Genomic DNA, 19,549 nt, shown 5'->3' with positions numbered 1-19,549 from the left:
CTCCATGACCTCCATGAGAAGACGAACCGTGCTGGCGACCGCACTGCTGGCCGCTGTCGCCACCCCGGGGACGGCGCGTGCCGCCGGCCCCGGCCCGTCCGTCAGCCCGACCGGCATCACCACGCTCGACCCCCAGGCCATCTTCTTCGTCTCCTACGACGGCCTGGTCAACAACAACTCCTTCCAGAAGAACGGACTGCTGACCTACCAGGGCCACCAGTACGCCGCCTGGTACACCGCCGACCGCAACGCCGTCGTCGGCCGCCGACCGCTGGGTGCGAGCACCTGGTCCACCGTGAAGGTGGGCCACACCCTGCGCTACAACGACTCCCACAACGTGATCTCCATGGGCGTCTCCCGCGTCGACGGCCGACTCCACCTCAACATGGACTCGCACAGCGACGGCTTCACCTACGTCAAGTCCGTCGCCGGGCTGCTGGACGACCCGACGGGACTGAGCTGGACCACGAGCCGGTTCGGCGTGCCACAGTCCACGCTGGACGGGCTGACCCTGACCAGCCAGTTCACCTACCCGCAGTTCGTCGCCACCCCCGAGGGCCGCCTCCAGCTCAGCTACCGGGTCGCGGTCTCCGGCAACGGCCGAGGCGCCCTCGCCGAGTACGACGGCACCCGCTGGACGGCGCTCGGCGAGTGGACCAGCTCCACCGGCACCTACACCAGCGAGCACGGCTCCAGCACGGCCCGCAACATGTATCTGCACGGCATCGACTACGACCGGAACGGCCGCCTGCACGCCTTCTTCACCTGGCGCGAGCAGAACGCCGCCGTGATGTGCTCCGGTGGCGGCATCACCAACCACGACACCGGCTACGTCTACTCCGACGACCGCGGCCGGACCTGGCGCAACGACGCCGGGACGCTGGTCGGCACCACCGGCGGCTCGGGCGGCTCCGACCGGGTCGCCGTCACCGACCCCGGCCTGGTCGTCGACCCGCTCAACCCGGACCACTCCCTGATGAACCAGGAGAGCCAGTTCACCGACTCGGCGGGCCGTCCGCACGCGATCATCAGCTACGTCCCCGGCCGCTTCGGCCAGTGCACCACGAACTACGTCGCCGACCGCACCCGCAACGGCCGCGCCTTCCACGTCCGCAGGAACGCCGCGGGCGCCTGGCAGAAGACCGAGATCCCGGTCCCGCTGAACTCCAGCCAGCGCACCAAGCTGGTCCTGGACCGCTATGACAACGCCTACGCGATCCTCCCCTTCGGCCGGATCGCGGGCGCCTCCGCGGCCTCCGGGCACTCCGACTGGCGGCTGCTGTCCGACGGCGGCGGCCTGAACGCCTTCGGCGAGGTCGTGGTGGACGAGACCCGGGTCGCGCAGGACGGTGTGCTGTCCTTCATGTACCAGGAGAAGTCCAGTGGTACGACGCCCTCGCCGCTGCGTGTGGCCGACTTCCGGCTACCCGTATGAGCCACTCAGCAACGCGGCGGCAGGACGGTAGTGTGAGGACTCTCCCGCCGCTCCTCGATTTCCTGGAGGTCCCTGCCTGATGGCCCAGTCGGTGGGTATCAAGGACGTCGCCCGCGCCGCCGGAGTCTCCGTGGGAACGGTCTCGAACGTCATCAACCGGCCGGACACGGTCGCCAGCGAGACCCGGGCACGGGTGCTGTCCGCGATCGACCGGCTCGGCTACGTCCGCAGCGAGTCCGCGCGCCAACTGCGCGCGGGCCGCAGCCGGATCATGGGGCTGCTCGTCCTGGACATGGGCAACCCCTTCTTCGTCGACGTGGCACGCGGCGCCGAACGGGCCGCGCGGGAGTCCGGACTCGGCGTGATGGTCTGCAACAGCGCCCAGAGCCCGGCCGAGGAGGCGGACTACCTGTCCCTCTTCGCCGAGCAGCGGGTGCGCGGGGTGCTGCTCACCCCGGCCGACGCGACGGGCCGCAACATCGCCGCGTTCCGCCGCCACGGCATCCCCTTCGTGCTGGTGGACCGGGTGGCCGAGGGCGCCACCGAGTGCTCCGTCTCCGTCGACGACGTGGCGGGCGGCGCGCTGGCCGTCCGGCATCTGGTGGACGCCGGGCACCGCTCCATCGCGTACGTGAGCGGGCCGCCCGAGCTGAACCAGGTGCGCGACCGGCGCACCGGCGCCCTGACCGCCCTCGCCGAGGCGGGGCTCGGGCCGGACGCGCTGCGGGAGCTGCCGACCGAGCGGCTCGACGTCGCCGCCGGACGGGACGCCGGTGCCCGGCTGCTCGGCCTCGCCGACCGCCCGACCGCCGTGTTCTGCGCCAACGACCTGCTCGCCCTCGGGGTCCTCCAGGCGATGTACGCGGCCGGGGTCGGCGTCCCCGACGACCTCGCCATCGTCGGCTACGACGACATCGAGTTCGCCGCCGCGGCGGCCGTCCCGCTGACCTCCGTACGGCAGCCCGCCGTCACCATGGGCGCGCTGGCGGCGGGGCTGCTCCTTGAGGAGACGGAGGCGGAGAGCGGTCCGGTGCGCCATGAACACCGCCGGGTGGTGCTCCAGCCGGAGCTGGTGGTGCGCCGCTCCAGCCTGTCCGGCCGCTGACCGGCCGTTCAGGACCGGGGCGGGGCGTGCTGAATGGCCGGTCAGCCGCTGTTCATGATCCCCGGTCCCGCGCACCGCGCCGCCATGTGCTGAACTGGGACGCGGTCCGCACACCATCCGTCCCGGGAGCCACGTTGACCGACAGCTACCGCCAGCCCGGCGTCGTCCTCACCGACCGGCGCTTCACCGTGCCCCTCGACCACGCCGACCCGGCCGGGGAGACGATCGAGCTGTACGCCCGTGAGGTCGTCGCGAGCGACAAGGCGCACCAGGACCTGCCCTGGCTGGTCTACCTCCAGGGCGGCCCCGGCTTCGGGGCGAATCGTTTCGTCGGGAAGCAGGCCTGGCTCGGCCGGGCCCTGAAGGAGTACCGCGTCCTGCTGCTCGACCAGCGCGGCACCGGCCACTCCACCCCCGCCAACCGCCAGACGCTCCCGCTGCGCGGCGGCCCCGCCGAACAGGCCGACTACCTCACCCACTTCCGCGCCGACTCCATCGTCCGCGACTGCGAGCTGATCCGCCGCGAGCTGACCGGCGGCGCCCCCTGGACCGTGCTGGGCCAGAGCTTCGGCGGCTTCTGCACGGTCACCTACCTCTCCCTCGCCCCCGAGGGCCTGCGCACCGCCCTGGTCACCGGTGGACTGCCCGCCCTCGACGCCCACGCCGACGACGTCTACCGCGCCGCCTACCCGCGCGTGGAGCGCAAGGTCACCGCGCACTACGCCCGCTACCCGCAGGACGTCGAACGGGCCCGCCGGATCGCCGACCACCTGATGAGCGACGAGGTCGTGCTGCCGGGCGGCTACCGCCTCACCGTCGAGGCCTTCCAGTCCCTCGGCATCCTGCTCGGCGGCGGCGAGGGCTCCCACCGGCTGCACTACCTCCTGGAGCACGCCTTCGTGCGCACGCCCCAGGGCATGGCCCTCTCCGACGCCTTCCAGGAAGAGGTCCAGGGCCTGCTGTCGTACGCCGGACACCCGCTGTACGCCCTGGTCCACGAGGCGATCTACGGCCAGGACGGGCGGCCCACGGCCTGGTCGGCGGAGCGGGTGCGCGCCGAGTTCCCGCAGTTCGACGCCGCCAAGGCGCTGGCGGGCGACACCCCGCTGCTGTTCACCGGCGAGACCGTGCACCCCTGGATGTTCGACTGCGACCCGGCCCTGCGCCCGCTGCGCGAGACCGCCGGACTCCTCGCCGCCCGCACCGACTGGCGCCCGCTGTACGACCCCGCGCGCCTCGCCGCCAACGAGGTCCCGGTCGCCGCGGCCGTCTACCACGACGACATGTACGTCGACACCGCCCACTCCCTGGCCACCGCCCGGGCCGTCCGCGGCCTGCGCACCTGGGTCACGGACGAGTTCGAACACGACGGCGTGCGCGCGGGCGGCCCCCGGGTCCTGGACCGCCTGCTGGCCCTCGCCCGCGACGAAGCGTGATGTCAGCGGCCCGGGTTAGTCTGCCGACATGACCGAGCCGACGCCCCCTCAGCTGACGCCCATGCCCGACGACTGGCGGCGCGCCCTCGCCGTGGTCGCCCACCCGGACGACCTGGAGTACGGCTGCTCGGCGGCGATCGCCCAGTGGACCGACGAGGGCCGCGAGGTGACGTATGTGCTCGCCACCCGGGGTGAGGCGGGCATCGACACCCTGGACCCCGCCGAGTGCGGCCCGCTGCGGGAGCGGGAGCAGCGGGCGAGCGCCGCGGTCGTGGGCGTCACGGAGGTGGAGTTCCTCGACCACCGGGACGGCGTCATCGAGTACGGCGTCGCGCTGCGCCGGGACATCGCCGCCGCCGTCCGCCGCCACCGGCCCGAGCTGGTGATCACCCTCAACCACCGGGACACCTGGGGCGGCGTCGCCTGGAACACCCCCGACCACGTGGCCGTCGGCCGGGCCACCCTGGACGCGGTGGGCGACGCGGGCAACCGCTGGATCTTCCCCGAGCTGAGATCCCAGGGCCTGGACCCCTGGGACGGCGTGCGCTGGGTCGCGGTCGCCGGGTCCAGCACCCCGACCCACGCGGTGGACGCCTCGGCCGGGCTGGAGCGCGGGATCCGCTCGCTGCTGGAACACCGCGCCTACATCGAGGCGTTGACGGACGAGGACCCGGAGGCCTATGTCCGAGGCTTCCTGACCGGGCACGCCCGGACGGTGGGGGAGCGGTTCGGCGGGAAGCCCGCCGTGGCCTTCGAGCTGTTCAGCCGGTGACATCGGGAGCGGGGGAGAGCACGGTGAACGAGACCGAGGTACTGGCGGACCGCTTCGAGGAGCACCGCGGGCACCTGCGCGCGGTGGCCTACCGGATGCTCGGCTCGCTGGCCGAGGCGGACGACGCCGTCCAGGAGACCTGGCTGCGGTACAGCGGCGCCGACGTCTCCGAGGTGCGCAACCTCGGCGGCTGGCTGACGACCGTGGCCGGGCGGGTGTGCCTGAACATGCTGCGCTCGCGCGCCGCCCGCCGCGAGCAGCCCATGGAGACCTACGTCCCCGATCCCGTCGTCAGCCCGCTGGACCATGTCGACCCCGAGCAGGAGGCCCTGATCGGGGACTCCGTCGGGCTCGCCCTGCTGGTGGTCCTGGACACCCTGGAGCCCGCCGAGCGGCTGGCGTTCGTGCTGCACGACCTGTTCGCGGTGCCGTTCGACGACATCGCGCCGATCGTGGAGCGCAGTTCGGCCGCGACCCGGCAGCTCGCCAGCCGCGCCCGCCGCCGGGTGCAGGGCGCCGCCCCCGCGCCGGAGCCCGACGTCGCCCGGCAGAAGGAGGTCCTCGAGGCCTTCCTCGCCGCCTCCCGGCAGGGCGACTTCGAGGCGCTCGTCGCCGTCCTGCACCCGGACGCGGTGCTGCGCGCGGACGCGGGCACGATGTCGCAGCTGCTGCGCGGCTCGGCCAAGATCGCCGGACAGGCGCTGATCTTCCGTCAGCTGGGCTTCAGCGAGCGGGTGGTGCTGGTCAACGGCGGAGTGGGCGCGCTGGCCGTCTCCGACGGCAGGCCCGTCTCCCTGCTGACGGTGACCGTCGCCGACGGCCGCATCACCGAGCTGTACGTCCTGGCCGACGCCGACCGTCTCGCCCGCCTCGGGGTGCGCTGACGGTACGTCAGACAGCCACCGCCAGCCGGTCGGCGACCCGGTGCGGGGCGACGGCCCGGCCGTCGGGGAGTACCTCACCGGTGTCGTCGAAGACGATGGTGCCGTTGCACAGCAGGTTCCAGCCCTGTTCGGGGTGGGCGGCGACGATGACGGCGGCGTGGTGATCGGAGCTTGCGGCGGTCGGACACGGGGGCTGGTGGCTGCACATGGCGGTCTCCTCGAAAGCGGACGGCTCCTGCCTTTCGGCCTGTCTCCCAGTGGTAGCCGACGTTGTTTTCCGTTGGATGAGAGGACCCCCACAGCGCCCGGAACTCATCGGTGAGGTCGGGTTCCGGGGCGCCGTCTAGGGTGTTTGCCATGCAAGAACAACCGGGCGGCCCCGTGACCGGCGCCGCCGCGCTGCGCGGGGACTGCGTCAACTGCTTCGGCCTGTGCTGTGTCGCCCTGCCCTTCGCCGCCTCCGCCGACTTCGCCCTCGACAAGGAGGCGGGCAGGCCCTGCCCGAACCTCGCGACCGACCACCGGTGCACGATCCACACCCGGTTGCGCGACAAGGGCTTCACCGGCTGCACGGTCTACGACTGCTTCGGCGCCGGTCAGAAGGTGTCGCAGGTCACCTTCGCCGGACGGGACTGGCGCGGCGCCGCCCGCGAGCACGCCCGCCGGATGTTCGACGTCTTCCCGGTGGTACGGCACCTGCACGAACTGCTCTGGTATCTGACCGAGGCGCTCACCCTGCCCGCCGTCCGGCCCCTGCACCCCGAACTGCGCCGGGCCCTGGAGGAGACCGAGCGGCTCACCCTGGGGACGCCGGATGAACTCGCCGCGCTGGACGTGGGCGCGCACCGCCAGGAGGTGAGCGGACTGCTGCTCAGGAGCAGTGAGCTGGCGCGGGCCCCGGTCGGCGGCCGGAAGAAGGACCGGCGGGGCGCCGATCTCATGGGCGCCCGGCTGAAGGGCGCCGACCTGCGCGGGGCGAACCTGCGCGGCGCCTATCTGATCGCCGCCGATCTCACCGGCGCCGATCTGCGCGGTGCGGACCTCATCGGCGCCGACCTGCGCGACGCCGACCTCACGGACGCCGATCTGACCGGCGCCTTCTTCCTGACCCAGCCCCAGATCGACGCGGCCCGGGGGAGTGTGGGCACCCGGCTGCCGGGGACGGTGCGACGGCCCGCCCACTGGGTGTCGTAGACCGCTGGGCGTGTGTGGTTGGCGTACCCCTCGATCTTCGGTAGGTTAGGCAAGGCTTACCTAAGGAGGATGGGTCATGGGTGACAGTCAGGTCTGGACGGCCGCCCCCGCCGCGGCGGAACGCGCCCGCTCGGTGCTCGCCGCCGCGTGGTCGTGCACGGTGACGTCGGAGGGCGTCCGCGAGGAACTCGTCGGCGCGCACACCGTGGCCGAGGACGGACAGGTCACGCTGCGGGTGCCCGAGGACAGCGCCCTGCTCGCCGCCGCCGTCTGCGCGCCCCGCGGTGAGCCGTCCGCCGTGCTGGAGTTCGCCGATGTCGCGCCGGTGCCCGTGCGGGGCCGCATCCGGGCCCGGCTGTGGATCGCGGGCTGGCTGTCGCTCGCCGAGGGCCATCTCGTCTTCCGGGCCACCCGGGTGGTGCTGCGGGAGCGGTCCGGCGTGCTGGTCGTCGACCTCGACGACTTCGCCGCCGCCGCGCCCGACCCGCTCGCCACCGCCGAGGCCCGGCTGCTCACCCATCTCGCCGACTGCCACGGCGACGCCGTCGAACGGCTCACCCGGCTCGTCGAGCCCGGCAGCCTGCTCGGCGCGACCCGCGTCCAGCCGCTCGCCGTCGACCGGCACGGCCTCACACTGCGCATCGAACGCCGCCGCGCCGACGGCGACGTACGACTGCCGTTCCACCGCCCCGCCGACGACCTCGGCCAGCTCACCGAGCGCATGCACGTCCTGCTCTCCCAGGCCAGCGCCAACTGCCCGCGCGCCCTACACCGGCAGCGCGCAGACGGCGACGGGTGAGGCGAACGGCCGACCCGTGAGGGTCAGCCGCCCGCTGCCTTCGTCCACCCGGAAGACGCTCACCGTCCCCGACCGCTGGTTCGCCGCGAACAGCAGCGACCCGTCCGGCGACAGCGCGAGGTGCCGGGGGAAGTCGCCCCCCACCGGCACGGTGCCGAGCAGCCGCAGCCGGGCCCCGTCCGCCTCCACCGCGTACCGGGCGAGGCTGTTGTGCCCCCGGTTCGCGAGGTACGCGTACCCGCCGTCCGGGGTCACCGCCAGCTGCGCCGGGTGGTTCGTGCCCCGGTCCGCGCCCGTGGACTGCGGCTCGCCCAGGGCCAGGCGGCCCGTGTCCGGGTCGTAGCGGCAGACCGCGACGGTGTTGTCCCCCTCGTTGGCCAGATAGGCGTACCGGCCGTCCGGATGGAAGGTCAGCTGGCGGGGCCCGGCGCCCGGCCGGGTGCGCGCCCGGGAGACCTCGGTGAGCGTGCCCGCCCCGTCGTCCAGCCGGTAGGTGTAGACGGTGTCCGTGCCCAGGTCGACGGCCAGGACATGGCCGCCGTCCGGGCTCGTGACGAACTGGTGGGCGTGCGGGCCCTGCTGACCCGGCCCCGGCGCGGGACTGGTGTGGACGACCAGGTCGGTGCGCTCGCCCAGCGCGCCCGAGGCGTCGATCGGGTGCACGGCCACGCTCCCCGAGGTGTAGTTGGCGCTCAGCAGCCACCGGCCGCCCGGATGCACCGACAGATGGCAGGGACCCCCGCCGCCCGTGCCCCGGGCGCCCAGCACCTCGTGGCCGCCCGTCCGCACCGCGGTCACGGCACCGTCCGCCCGCTCGCTGACCGCGTACAGGGTGCGGCCGTCCGGATGCAGCGCCAGATACGACGGGTCCCGCACTCCCGGCAGCGTGCGGCCGCCGGTGATCTCGCCGGTCGCCGGGTCGTACTCCGCGAGGCCGATGCCCTTGCCGCCGCCCTCCGCCGAGGTGTAGGTGCCCAGGTACAGCGGGCGGGGGCCGGGCGGCGCGCTGGTCCGGCGCGCACTCCCGGCACCCGCCCGCGGCGCCGGGGGCTCCGGGGTTCCGCAGGCCGCCGCCGGGAGCGCCACCGCGACACCGCTCAGCGCCCCGACGAACCGCCGCCTGCTCCAGCCGCCGCCCGCCGCCGTCCCACCGCCCATGCCCGCACCTCAGGTCGTCGATCGCCCCCGGCCATGGGGACCACCCTGACCCGTCCCGCCCGCCGGACGCAAAACCGGCGCTCCGGGCGCGCTACCAGTCGCCGTCCGCCACCGGCTTGCCCGGCGCGTCCCCCAGCGGCTTGGTCTGCTGGTCCGAGGGCTCCTGCCACGGCTCCAGATCGTCGCCGAGCCACTCGCCGACCGGCTGCACCGAGGTGAGCGGGGCGGTGGGCGCGAGGTCGTCGGCGTCCGCGTCGTAGTAGTCGTACCAGGGCAGTCCCGCCGCGGTGTACGCGGCCCGGTCCACCGGCGACGGCGGCGGGGCCTCACCGGTGATACGGCGCCACTCCGGCGGCGTCACCAAGTGCACGAAGACCCGTCCGGCCGGGGCCTGCGCCCAGTCCGACAGCGGCCGGTCGTCCTCGTAGACCTCCTGGCGCATGGAGCCGCCCACGCCCAGCCCCATCGCCGCGCCGGTCCGGCGGGCACGCGGCGCGCTTCCCGGGGCGGCCATCTGCGCGGCCACCGGTACCGGCCCGCCGAACGCCGCCCCCGGCGCCTGCGGGACGCGTGCGGCGGTCTCCCTCCGGCGCCGCTCCCGCGCCCGCCACTCTTCCAGCACGGTGTCGTTCAGCGGGAAGGACTGCAGCTGTACCCCGCCCCAGGTCTCCTCACCCGTGACCTGGCCCTCCACGGTCGCGCCCAGCCCGAGCGGCACCGCCACGAACTGCCGGACCGTGCCCTTGCCGGAGTTGATACCGTCCAGCCAGGGCTGGCGCGGCAGCACCACGTAGTTCTGCGGGCGGCGGGTGAGCCGGTCGCTCCACGGCTTGCCGGAGACCGCGCACACCTTGCCCACCCCGACCTGGAGCGCGGCGGGCTCCAGCGTGCCCGCGAAGCTCAGCCACATCGCCTCGCGCAGATAGACCGGCAGCATCACCCCGCCGCGCGCCCGCCACTGCTCGGGCACGGTGTCCGGGTAGTCGGCGACCCGGCGCACCGGGAACTCGCCCAGGCCGGGCGGCAGCGCGTGCGTGCCCTTCTCGGGCAGGCGCAGGGTGCGGATGAACCGCACCGCCACCCCGCCCGGCAGCCGCAGGGTGTTCCCGTCGATCCGTACGCCGCTCGCCGTCATCCGCCCGCTCTCCTCGCCGTCGTGCCCCCGCCGCCCGCGAGCGGCCTCCTCACAGAGAACGCCGTCCGGCGGCACCGCGGTTCCGGGGACGCGGGAAACGCCCCAGCCACTCCTGGAACCGGGTCAGCCGGGGCATGCGCTCGCGCTGCTCCTGGGAGACGCGGTCCAGCTCCTCCAGCAGACGGCGCGAGCGGTGCTCGGTGTCCATCTCGTCCAGGATGCGGTTGACCTCGGTGAGCACGGCGCCGTGCAGCTCCCACTGCCGGGCGTCCCGCCGCACCACCTGGAGCAGCAGCTCGGCCAGCTTGTCGCGGGTGGCCGCCGCGCTGTGCAGTTCGGCGGTGAGCCGGGCCTCCGCCGACTCGGCGCTGGCGCTGACCTGGGTGGTGACCAGCACCGCGAAGCTGACCACCGCGTCGGCGATCTCCGACAGCACCTGCTGGACGACGAGACCGGTCTCCCGCTCGAACAACGGCTCCGGCTCGCGCTCCTTCGCCAGGTCGGTGAGGGTGCGGGCGAGCACCCGCAGCACCACCGTGCAGATCTCCAGCGTGTCCAGGCCGGTGCGCAGCACCACCCGGTTCAGCAGGCCCTCACGCACCCGGGGATTGAGCCGCAGACTGTCCTCCGCCTGCCGCAGGGCGGCGTCCACCTGGACGATGTCGTGGTCCAGACGGCGCGCCTCGTGCAGCCGCTCGGCCGCCAGCGCGAACGGGGTGCGGTCGGCGGCCTGCTCGCCGATGCGCAGCATCAGCTGGCGCAGGCGCCGGGCCAGCCCCTCGATCGACGCGCCCGCCTCGCCCGTCCACACCGGCGGCGGCAGCAGCACGTTGGTGCCGAGCCCGACGACCGCGCCGATCAGCGTCTCCAGCACCCGCGCCCACGCGTACTCCCCGTGCGTGGTCACGCCGAGCACCAGCATGGCGCTGATCGCCACCTCGGGGACGTACTCGTCGACCCGCACCAGGTGCCCGACCCCCAGCGAGGCCAGGATCAGCAGCGCCAGGCTCCACCAGGTCAGACCCACCAGCAGACTGAAGGCGATGGCCACCAGGACCCCCGCGACCACGGAGTTCACCCGGCGGATGCCGTTGGTGAGGGTGGCGAAGAGGGTGACCTGGACGACCAGCAGCGCGGTCAGCGGCGCGGTCAGCGGCGCCGTCTCGGGGCTCAGTTGCAGGGCGATGGCATAGGCGATCGTCGCCGCGAACGTCGACCGCAGCGCCTGCACGACGACGGGTTCCCGGCGCCGCTTCGCCGCGCGCACCAAGGGTTCCGGCCACTCACTCACCACTCGCATCCCTTGGGCTGTTCCCCGCAACGCCGCGTACCGAACGTATCGCCGCAACTCAGGCGTACAGCTCGTCACGGCTAGTCACGTCCTGCCCAGGGGGGCTCAGGCGTACAGCTTGTCCAGGAAGGCGTGCAGGTTGCCCGTCGTACGGGCGATCTGCTCCTCCAGTGTCAGGCTCTCCTCGAAGCGGGCGCCGGACTCCGGGATCTTCTTGCCGCGGACGTACAGGGAGCAGGCGAGGTCGGCGCACATGTACAGGCCGACGGAGTTGCCCTCGCGGCCCGCCGCGCCCGCCTTGCGCGCGGTCATCAGGGAGACGCCGCCGCGCGGGTGCCCCGTCAGGCACAGCGCGCACAGGCTGCGGTGCAGGAAGCCGCGCTGCGGGGGCGGGAAGCGCAGGGTCACGCCGACCGTGCGGCCGTCCCGCTCGGTGACCAGATAGCTGCGGTCGGGCGCCCCGGGATCCCGCCACCCGAGGAAGTCGAGGTCGTCCCAGGGGCGTTCGCCGAGATCGCGGGGTACGGCCAGCCGCTTGGCCTCTCCCTTCGAGCAGTTGACGAAGGAGGCGCGGATGTCCTGTTCGGTGAGCGGTTTCATGGGGGTCTCCGGAATCACGGTCCAACCTAGGGTTCCTAGGCAGCTCCCTAAGGTATGCGGTGCGCAGAAGTGACGTCGAATGGATTTCCGGACGGCGGCCTGTGGTGTTCCGTAGGGTGGGGGTCGCATCAGGGGGAGGGGCGGAGCATGACGGTGGACTCCTGGGAACGGGCCCGGAGCGTCCTGGGGGCGGCGGGCATCCCGCCGGAGCGGCTCACGGGGCTCCGGCCGCTCACCGGCGGCACGTACAACGCCGTGGCGGAGCTGAGCCTCACCGGCGGCGACCGGTACGTCCTCAAGGTGCCGCCCGCCGCGGACGTGCCCGGACTGCGCTACGAAGCGGGGCTGCTGGTCGGGGAGGCCGAGTTCTACCGCGGGGCCGCGGCGGCGGACGTGGCGGCGCCCCGGGTGGTGTCCCTGTCCGGCCCGGACGCCCCGGTGCCGTATCTGCTGATGACCGCCTGCCCGGGCGCGGGCTGGGACGACGCCGCGCTGGACGCCGCCGAGCAGGGCGCCCTCCGTGCCGAACTGGGCCGCGCGGTCGCCCGGCTGCACCGGATCACCGGACCCGGCTTCGGCTACCCGTCCGGCGCCCTCGGCCCGCTCGCCGCCGACTGGGCCACGGCCTTCACCGGGATGTTCGACGCCGTCCTCGCCGACGCCCGCCACTACGGGGCCCGGCTGCCGCGCCCCGTCGACGAGATCGCCGCCGTCGTGCGGGGCGCCCGGGCGGCGCTCGGGGAGGTGACCGTCCCGTGCCTGGTCCACTTCGACCTCTGGCCGGGCAACATCCTCGTCGACCGCGCGTCCGGGCCGCCGCGCGTCGGCGGTCTCATCGACGGCGAGCGCATGTTCTGGGGCGACCCGCTCGCCGACTTCGTCTCGCTGGCGCTGCTGGGCGACATCCGCAAGGACGAGGCGTTCCTCGCGGGCTACCGGCAGGCCGGAGGGCGGGCGGAGTTCGACGGACCGGCGTCGCTCCGGCTCGCGCTCTACCGTGCCTACCTCTACGTGATCATGCTCACCGAGACGGTCCCGCGGGCGGTCGGCGAGGAAAACGCGCGGTGGGTGCGGCAGACGGTCGCCCCGGAACTCGTCGCGGCGCTGACCGAGATCGAGGATCTGGCCGCCTGACGCCTCCGGCCCGCCGGGTGCCTGTCTCATCGCACAGCTTGTCTCATCACATGAATTAAGGGTTGGAGTAATATCGCGTCCGACCGGTCCGTGACGGTAGGTTGCAGGTCGGGCGAGGGTTCGCCGGTCGGGGCGGGGTCGAAGGGAGCCACATGGCGGAGCGCAACGGGCGCACGGTACGCGATCTACGGCGGGCCAACCGCACGGCCGTGTTGCAGAAGCTCTACTTCGACGGACCCCTCAGCCGCTTCGAGCTGGGCCCGGCCACCGGCCTCAGCTCCGGCTCCGTCAGCAACGTCGTCGCGGACCTGATCGCCGACGGCCTGCTGGAGGAGGCCGGAAGCGTCGACTCCGACGGCGGTCGCCCCCGCACCCTGCTGCGCGTGGCGCCCGGCAGCGGCCACATGATCGGCGTCGACGTCGGCGAGACCCGGGTCCGCGTCGAGCTGTTCGACCTGACCCTCACCGAACGCGCCCGCACCGAACGCCCGCTGACCCCCCAGCGCTACGACGTCGAGGTGATCGTCGGCCACATCCGCGACGGCGTCGCCGAGGTGCTCGCCGCCACCGGCATCGCCCCCGGCCAACTGCTCGGCGTCGGCATCGGCGTCCCCGGCATCGTCGAGCGCACCCCCGACCGGGGCGCCGTGGTGCACGGCCAGACCATCGGCTGGGACGCGGTGCCGCTGGAGTCCCTGCTGCGCTCCGCCGCCGGGCTGCCCGACACGGTCGCCTGCTTCATCGACAACGGCGCCAAGACGCTCGGCCAGGCCGAGATGTGGTTCGGCGGCGGCCGGGGCGCCCGCAACGCAGCCGTCGTCCTCTTCGGCTCCGGCGTCGGCGCCTGCCTGGTCACCGCGGACGTGGCGCAGGGCCGGGCCGTGGAGTGGGGGCACCTGACCGTGCGGGTCAGGGGGCGCCGCTGCCGCTGCGGGGCGCTGGGCTGCCTGGAGGCGTACGCCGGTGCCGAGTCGCTGCTGGAGCGCTGGCGCGAGGGCGGCGGACATCCGCCGGAGGGCGTCGACGAGGAGACCGCGCTCACCGCGATGCTGGCCGCCGCGCATCCCGACCGGGGGTCCGCTGTCGACCCCGTCGCCCTCGCCGTGCTGGAGGAGACCGCCGAGTACCTGGGCGCCGGGCTCTCCGACCTGATCAACCTCTTCCAGCCCGAGCGCATCCTCATCGGCGGCTGGGCCGGACTGCAGCTCGGCACCGGGTTCCTGCCCGCCGTACGCCGTCATGCCACCGCGTACGCGCTGCGCCACCCCGCCGAGAAGGTCACCATCGAGCTGGGCACGCTCGGCCCCGACGCGGTCACCGTCGGGGCGGCGATCCTGCCGCTGGCCGACTTCTTCGCCCGGGGCGGCCGTCGCCCCGAACCCGCGCCCGAGGGCCCGCCCCCGGCGTGGCGCGCGGCCCTGCGGGAACGGGCCCCGAGCTGAGGTTTCGGCGCTGATCACGGCGGTACCCGCCCGGTTCGTCAGTCGCCCGACAGGCGCTGTCCACCACGAAGGGAGAGCATCGTGGCCGCACACCGGCACCAGGCACCCGGCGAGACCGGCAGCGAGCCCGTGCCCCGGGACATGCAGGACCAGCAGAGCGGAGCGGGCGAGGACCACTGGGACGTGAACCCGCGCGACGCCGACCCCGGCACCGACGACAGCGGACAGGAGACGGAGTCCACGGACGAGGTCCCCGACACCGACGAGGCGGGCACCGGGCGGGAGGGCGCGGCGCACGGGGCCACCGTGCACCCGGAGCACCCGACGCCGGACGAGTCGTCGGCCTGAGACCTGCCTCGGCAGGCGCCCGGCTCAGCCCACCTTCCGCCCCCGCATCGGCTCCGTAGGCGCTCCCGCGCCCTGCTGGAGCCCTTGCAGGAACTCCTCCAGTACCTCGGTAGCCGTGTGCCGCAGCTGCCAGTCCAGCTCGGTGTGCGCACGCGCGCAGTCCATCAGGGGAAGGCGCAGTACCGCGTCGAAGAGGTGCGGCGAGGCGGGCAGCAGCCGCAGCCCCCACGCGGCGGCGATCGCCGACCGGGCGGCGCCACGCGGCAGCCGCACCCGGCGCGGGGTTCCGAGCAGCTCGCTCAGCAGCTCCGCGTCGATCGGCGGATCCGCGGCGAGGTTGAAGGCGCCCCGCGCGTTCGAGCGCAGCGCCGCCGCGAGATAGGCCCGTGCCGCGTCGTCGGTGTGCAGGGCCTGCACGCGCAGTCCCGGGATGTCCGGCAGGAACGGCAGCAGCTCGGGCCGGGCCAGCGGACCCGGCAGGAACCGCCCGCCGAAGATCCGCCGCTGTTCGCTCGCCGACTCCCGCTTGAAGAGGAAGGCGGGCCGCATCCGCACCACCCGCACCCGGGGATGCGCGCCCTCGAAGGTGTCCAGGGCCCGCTCCAGATAGGCCTTCTCCCGGCAGTACGCGGCGTCCGGCCAGCCGTGCGTCGGCCAGGACTCGTCCACCGCGTGGTCCTTGGGACCCGGTGAGTACGCGCCGACCGAGGAGGCGTGCACCAGCGTCGGCACCTCGGCGTCGGCCACCGCGTCGAAGACCCGCATGCCGCCGAGCACGTTGGTCCGCCAGGTGGTGGCCGGGTCGTGGGTCGGCTGGAACGCCCAGGCCAGATGGATCACGGCGTCGGCGCCCGCGAAGTGCTCCGTGAGGTCGCTCTGCTCCGAGGCGATGTCGACCCCGGCCCAGTCCGTCTTCGGCGGCTCCCAGTCGGGGATCCGGCGGGCCAGCCCCAGCACCGAGGCGACCCCGGGATCCTCCGAGAGCAGGCGCACCACACTGGTGCCGACGTTGCCGGTGGCGCCCGTGACGACGACCCTGCTGCCCGCTGCGCTGCTCACCTTCGGCTCCTCTCGGCCGTACGTTCCGCGCGGAAGGGCCGAGTACCCGGTCAGGGCAGGAGAAAGCCCCGACCGGACGGGGGGATCACGGTCGGGGCGGTCAAGCGGTGGGCGCGGATGGCGGTCGCCTCTCGGCGAGACGCTCCACAGGGCTTCAGCCGAACGATCGTCCCTGTGGGCAGAAGGTGAGGCCCGGGGACACTGTCCCATCCGCACCCACGGTCTGTTCAACGGGGAACCCCCCTGTGGTGTTCCATCGAGGCGCACAATCCGTGGTGATCTGTGTCACTCGCCTGTGATTCTCAGGCGAACGGGCTCTCTGGAAGTGTGGCAAGCAGGTGCGCGGGATCGTCGTAGATCGCCTCGGCGCCCGCCGCCACCAGGTCGGCGCGCGGGATGCCGCCGCACAGCACGCCCACGCAGCGCACCCCCGCGCGGGTGCCCGCCCGCATGTCCCAGACCGTGTCCCCGACGAACACCGAGTGGTCCGCGGGCGCCCCGGCCAGCTCCAGGGCGTGCTCGACCGGCTCGGGCGCGGGCTTGCCCTCGGCCACGTCGTCCGCGCTCGCCGTGGCCGTGATCGCGTCGTCCGCGTCGATCGCCCGCCGCAGCGCGGCCAGCTCCGCCCCGCCCGCCGAGGTGGCCAGCACCACCGCCCAGCCGTCCTCGTGCAGCCGGTGCAGCAGTCGGCCCGCGTCCGGCAGGGGCGGCAGCCGGTCGAAGTACTGCCCGTAGAGGACCTTGTGCGCGGCGCTGATCCGCGCGTCCTGCGCGCGGTCCCGGTCCTCGCCGAGCAGGTGCGCGACGAGGTCACGGGAGCCGAGCCCGACCGCGCGGTGCACGGCGTGCATCGGGACCGGCTGCCCGGCCTGCCGGAAGGCCTCCCACCAGGTCGTCACATGGAGGTGGTTGGTGTCGACGAGCGTGCCGTCGACGTCGAACACGGCGGCGCGTTCCACGGTGGCTCTCCCTTCGTCGCCCGTCCGGGTACCCAGCGACCGGCTACCGAGCCCGCTCCGGCACCCGTCCCTCCCGGGTCCAGTCCAGCACTTCGTCCGCGGACCAGGTGGTCACCACCCGCTCCGCGGGCACCCCGCACTCCTCCGCCCGCGCACAGCCGAGGATCTGCCAGTCCAGCTGGCCCGGCGCGTGCGCGTCGGTGTCGACGGAGAACAGGGCGCCCGCCGCGACGGCCCGGCGCAGCAGGGCGCGCGGCGGGTCCAGCCGCTCCGGACGGCTGTTGATCTCCACGGCCGTGCCCGACTCGGCGCACGCCGCGAACACCTCCTCCGCGTCGAACCGCGACTCGGGCCGCCCCCGCCCGGTCACCAGCCGTCCGGTGCAGTGCCCGAGGACGTCGGCGTGCGGATCGCGGACGGCGCGCACCATGCGGCGGGTCATCGCGGGCGCGTCCATGCGCAGCTTGGAGTGCACCGACACCACGACCACGTCGAGCCGCTCCAGCAGCTCGGGCTCCTGGTCGAGCGAGCCGTCGTCGAGGATGTCGCACTCGATCCCGGTGAGCAGCCGGAACGGCGCCCAGGTCGCGTTGAGCGCCGCGACCACGTCGAGCTGCTCGCGCAGCCGGTCCGCGCTGAGCCCGCGCGCCACCGTCAGCCGCGGCGAGTGGTCGGTCAGCGCGGTCCACTCGTGGCCCAGCGCCGCCGCGGCCCGGCCCATCTCCTCGATCGGGCTGCCGCCGTCCGACCAGTCCGAGTGCGTGTGACAGTCGCCGCGCAGCAGGGCCCGCAGCCGCCCACCGGCCCGCGCGCGCGTGTCCTGCGCCGCCTCGGCCGCCTCAGCCTCCAGCTTCGCCAGGTACCCCGGCACGTCCCCGGCCAGCGCCTCCACGACCACCTGCGCCGTCTTCGGGCCCACCCCGCGCAGGGACTCCAGCGACCCGGCCGCCGCCCGCTGCCGCACCTCGTCCCCGGGCAGCGCCGCCAGGGTGCGGGCCGCGGTGCGGAAGGCGCGGACCCGGTACGTCGGTGCCAGGGCCCGCTCCAGCAGGAAGGCGATCCGCTCCAGCGCCTCGACGGGATCCATCGCCACCTCCTCCTCCAGGGTGTCCCGGAGGGCGGTACGGCGCACCCCCGCGGAGGCTTGGGGGGTGCGCCGCAAGGGGTCCGCTTTGTCCGATTGCGTCCTACGCTCTATGGCATGACCGAAATCGCGAGCCCCTACATGTCCCACCCGAGGATCCTGGTGCTCGGTGTCCAGCCGGGCAGGCCGCCCTTCCGCATCGTCGAGATCGACGGTGAGGTGGTCGGGGAGGCGAGGGCCGTCACGGACGTCCTCCAGACCGCCGCCTCGTTCGGCATCACGGTGCACGACCTGGACGATCCCGACGTGGTCCGCTGGGTCGGCGGCGACAAGTTCACCTGGACCCCGCACTGACCCGCCGTGCGGCGGCCCGTCAGCCGACCGTCCACTTCTGGTTGGCGCCGCCCGTGCAGGTCCAGATCTGCAGGCGGGTGCCGTTGGCCGAGTTGTTCCCGGTCACGTCCAGGCACTTGTCGGCCTGTGGGTTGACGATGTCGCGGGCCGCGGTGACCACCCAGCGCTGGTTGGCGCCGCCCGTGCAGTCCCACAACTGGACCGTGGAACCGTCGGCCGTGCCGTTTCCGGTGACGTCCAGGCACTTGCCGAGCGCCCGCAGTGTCCCGTCCGAGCCGACCGTCCACCGCTGGGCGGCGGTGCCGTTGCAGTCGTAGAGCTGTACGGGGGTGCCGTTGGCGGAGTTCGCCCCGGCCACGTCCACGCACTTCCCGGCCAGGCCCCGGATCGCCGCGCCGGTCGCGGAGTCGCTGGTGGTCACCGAGACGTGGTCCACGAGCAGTTGCTGCGGGAAGACGGTGGAGCCGTCGGGGTCGCCGGGCCAGTAGCCGCCCACCGCGAGGTTCAGGATGAGGAAGAACGGCTTGTTGAACACCCAGGCCCGGCCGCCCAGGTCGGCGGGGGTGCGGCGCTGGTAGACCTGGCCGTCCACGGACCAGGTGATCGAGTCGGGCGCCCAGTCGACGGCGAAGGTGTGGAACGCGTCCGCGAAGGCCTGCCCGTTCGGCAGGGAGTACGCCGCGCCGATGCCACCCGACCCGGAGTAGCCGGGGCCGTGCAGGGTGCCGTGCACCGTCGATGGCTCGAAGCCGACGTTCTCCATGATGTCGATCTCGCCGGAGGCGGGCCAGCCGACGTCCCCGAGGTCGTTGCCGAGCATCCAGAACGCGGGCCACATGCCCTGCCCGCGCGGGATCTTCATCCGGGCCTCGACATGCCCGTACTGCGCGGTGAACTTCCCGGCCGTGTTGAGCCGGGCGGAGGTGTACTGGCAGGTGCCGTACCAGCACTGGTAGTTGGCCGGGTTCTCGCGGCGGGCGGTGATCACCAGATGGCCCTGGCCGTCGAGGGCGGCGTTGTTGGCGCCCGGCGTGTAGTACTGCCGCTCGTGGTTGTTGACGTTGTCGCCGGTCTCGATCTGCCACTTCGAGGAGTTGACCGCCGACCCGGCGGGCCCGTCGAAGGTGTCGGAGAAGGTGACGGCCTGGACGGCGGCCGGGGTGACGGCCTGGATGGCGGCCGGGGCGGCGGCCGGTTCCGCGCTCGCGGGCACGGCGGCGGCGGTGGCGACCAGGACGACGGACAGCAGGGCCAGCAGACATCTGCGGGGCAGGCGGGGGGAGGGCACGGCGTTCCCTTCCGTACGGCGCCCCGGTGGGACGGGGCGCCGACTGTGGTGGGGGGTGAGAACGGGGAAAGC

General features: G+C 73.8%; 20 protein-coding genes. 11 read left to right on the top strand and 9 right to left on the bottom strand.

Features of this window, described 5'->3' with window-relative positions:
• Positions 1-13: 13 nt before the first annotated feature.
• The 5 genes from ACFVQG_RS32685 to ACFVQG_RS32665 all read left to right on the top strand — a co-directional run bounded on the left by ACFVQG_RS32685 (position 14) and on the right by ACFVQG_RS32665 (position 5,632).
• Positions 14-1,435, top strand: coding sequence for a BNR repeat-containing protein (locus ACFVQG_RS32685; protein WP_383390453.1), 1,422 nt, complete (start codon positions 14-16; stop codon positions 1,433-1,435).
• Between the two features lie 79 nt (positions 1,436-1,514).
• Positions 1,515-2,540: a LacI family DNA-binding transcriptional regulator gene (locus ACFVQG_RS32680; protein ID WP_383390450.1), complete on the top strand. Its 1,026-nt coding sequence runs from the start codon at positions 1,515-1,517 to the stop codon at positions 2,538-2,540.
• A gap of 134 nt (positions 2,541-2,674) precedes the next feature.
• Positions 2,675-3,976 (top strand): alpha/beta fold hydrolase, encoded by a 1,302-nt coding sequence (locus tag ACFVQG_RS32675; RefSeq protein WP_383390448.1) that lies wholly within the window; start codon positions 2,675-2,677, stop codon positions 3,974-3,976.
• 28 nt (positions 3,977-4,004) lie between these two features.
• Complete coding sequence (locus ACFVQG_RS32670; protein ID WP_383390443.1) at positions 4,005-4,748, top strand: PIG-L deacetylase family protein; 744 nt, start codon at positions 4,005-4,007, stop codon at positions 4,746-4,748.
• Positions 4,749-4,771: 23 nt separating this feature from the next.
• Entirely contained in the window at positions 4,772-5,632 is an 861-nt protein-coding gene (locus tag ACFVQG_RS32665) for a sigma-70 family RNA polymerase sigma factor (RefSeq protein WP_383390442.1), read from the top strand.
• A gap of 7 nt (positions 5,633-5,639) precedes the next feature.
• On the opposite strand, the gene ACFVQG_RS32660 is transcribed toward ACFVQG_RS32665, so the two are convergent.
• The gene (locus ACFVQG_RS32660; RefSeq protein WP_383390440.1) at positions 5,640-5,840 is read right to left on the bottom strand and encodes a DUF5999 family protein; all 201 of its coding nucleotides are present in this window, start codon (positions 5,838-5,840) and stop codon (positions 5,640-5,642) included.
• 149 nt (positions 5,841-5,989) lie between these two features.
• Between ACFVQG_RS32660 and ACFVQG_RS32655 the strand changes: the two genes are divergently transcribed.
• Together ACFVQG_RS32655 and ACFVQG_RS32650 are read left to right on the top strand one after the other, a co-directional pair.
• Complete coding sequence (locus ACFVQG_RS32655) at positions 5,990-6,826, top strand: pentapeptide repeat-containing protein (RefSeq protein ID WP_383390437.1); 837 nt, start codon at positions 5,990-5,992, stop codon at positions 6,824-6,826.
• A 76-nt stretch (positions 6,827-6,902) separates the two neighbouring features.
• On the top strand, positions 6,903-7,625 hold the full coding sequence (locus tag ACFVQG_RS32650; RefSeq protein WP_383390435.1) for a DUF2470 domain-containing protein: 723 nt from the start codon (positions 6,903-6,905) through the stop codon (positions 7,623-7,625).
• Here the strand turns inward: ACFVQG_RS32650 and ACFVQG_RS32645 are convergent.
• The 4 genes from ACFVQG_RS32645 to ACFVQG_RS32630 all read right to left on the bottom strand — a co-directional run bounded on the left by ACFVQG_RS32645 (position 7,593) and on the right by ACFVQG_RS32630 (position 11,809).
• Positions 7,593-8,783, bottom strand: coding sequence for a lactonase family protein (locus ACFVQG_RS32645; RefSeq protein WP_383390433.1), 1,191 nt, complete (start codon positions 8,781-8,783; stop codon positions 7,593-7,595). The two genes, ACFVQG_RS32650 and ACFVQG_RS32645, sit on opposite strands and share 33 nt — an antisense overlap.
• A 91-nt stretch (positions 8,784-8,874) precedes the next feature.
• Complete coding sequence (locus tag ACFVQG_RS32640; protein ID WP_383390431.1) at positions 8,875-9,918, bottom strand: hypothetical protein; 1,044 nt, start codon at positions 9,916-9,918, stop codon at positions 8,875-8,877.
• 49 nt (positions 9,919-9,967) lie between these two features.
• Positions 9,968-11,218, bottom strand: coding sequence for an aromatic acid exporter family protein (locus ACFVQG_RS32635; protein WP_383390429.1), 1,251 nt, complete (start codon positions 11,216-11,218; stop codon positions 9,968-9,970).
• A 96-nt stretch (positions 11,219-11,314) separates the two neighbouring features.
• Entirely contained in the window at positions 11,315-11,809 is a 495-nt protein-coding gene (locus tag ACFVQG_RS32630; protein ID WP_383390427.1) for an FBP domain-containing protein, read from the bottom strand.
• 147 nt (positions 11,810-11,956) lie between these two features.
• Here ACFVQG_RS32630 and ACFVQG_RS32625 point away from each other — a divergent pair, with 147 nt between their 5' ends.
• The 3 genes from ACFVQG_RS32625 to ACFVQG_RS32615 all read left to right on the top strand — a co-directional run bounded on the left by ACFVQG_RS32625 (position 11,957) and on the right by ACFVQG_RS32615 (position 14,733).
• A complete protein-coding gene (locus tag ACFVQG_RS32625; RefSeq protein WP_383390424.1) occupies positions 11,957-12,943 on the top strand; it encodes a phosphotransferase family protein in 987 nt (328 codons plus the stop codon).
• Positions 12,944-13,095: 152 nt separating this feature from the next.
• Complete coding sequence (locus ACFVQG_RS32620; protein ID WP_383390421.1) at positions 13,096-14,385, top strand: ROK family protein; 1,290 nt, start codon at positions 13,096-13,098, stop codon at positions 14,383-14,385.
• Between the two features lie 81 nt (positions 14,386-14,466).
• Entirely contained in the window at positions 14,467-14,733 is a 267-nt protein-coding gene (locus ACFVQG_RS32615; RefSeq protein WP_383390419.1) for a hypothetical protein, read from the top strand.
• Positions 14,734-14,757: 24 nt separating this feature from the next.
• On the opposite strand, the gene ACFVQG_RS32610 is transcribed toward ACFVQG_RS32615, so the two are convergent.
• From ACFVQG_RS32610 to ACFVQG_RS32600, 3 genes are all read right to left on the bottom strand, one after another.
• Positions 14,758-15,792 carry an SDR family oxidoreductase gene (locus ACFVQG_RS32610; RefSeq protein WP_383390416.1) on the bottom strand — a complete coding sequence of 345 codons (1,035 nt, stop codon included), beginning with the start codon at positions 15,790-15,792 and terminating at the stop codon, positions 14,758-14,760.
• A gap of 302 nt (positions 15,793-16,094) precedes the next feature.
• The gene (locus ACFVQG_RS32605) at positions 16,095-16,751 is read right to left on the bottom strand and encodes an HAD family hydrolase (RefSeq protein WP_383390415.1); all 657 of its coding nucleotides are present in this window, start codon (positions 16,749-16,751) and stop codon (positions 16,095-16,097) included.
• A 43-nt stretch (positions 16,752-16,794) separates the two neighbouring features.
• The gene (locus tag ACFVQG_RS32600) at positions 16,795-17,838 is read right to left on the bottom strand and encodes a PHP domain-containing protein (RefSeq protein WP_383390738.1); all 1,044 of its coding nucleotides are present in this window, start codon (positions 17,836-17,838) and stop codon (positions 16,795-16,797) included.
• Between the two features lie 114 nt (positions 17,839-17,952).
• Between ACFVQG_RS32600 and ACFVQG_RS32595 the strand changes: the two genes are divergently transcribed.
• Positions 17,953-18,189, top strand: a complete 237-nt coding sequence (locus ACFVQG_RS32595) for a hypothetical protein (protein ID WP_383390412.1) — start codon at positions 17,953-17,955, stop codon at positions 18,187-18,189.
• Positions 18,190-18,208: 19 nt separating this feature from the next.
• On the opposite strand, the gene ACFVQG_RS32590 is transcribed toward ACFVQG_RS32595, so the two are convergent.
• A complete protein-coding gene (locus tag ACFVQG_RS32590) occupies positions 18,209-19,477 on the bottom strand; it encodes a ricin-type beta-trefoil lectin domain protein (RefSeq protein WP_383390410.1) in 1,269 nt (422 codons plus the stop codon).
• Positions 19,478-19,549: the final 72 nt, after the last annotated feature.

Source organism: Streptomyces sp. NPDC057877, from assembly GCF_042796855.1.
Taxonomy (GTDB): Bacteria; Actinomycetota; Actinomycetes; order Streptomycetales; family Streptomycetaceae; genus Streptomyces.
This window is presented reverse-complemented; position numbering and strand designations above follow the sequence as displayed.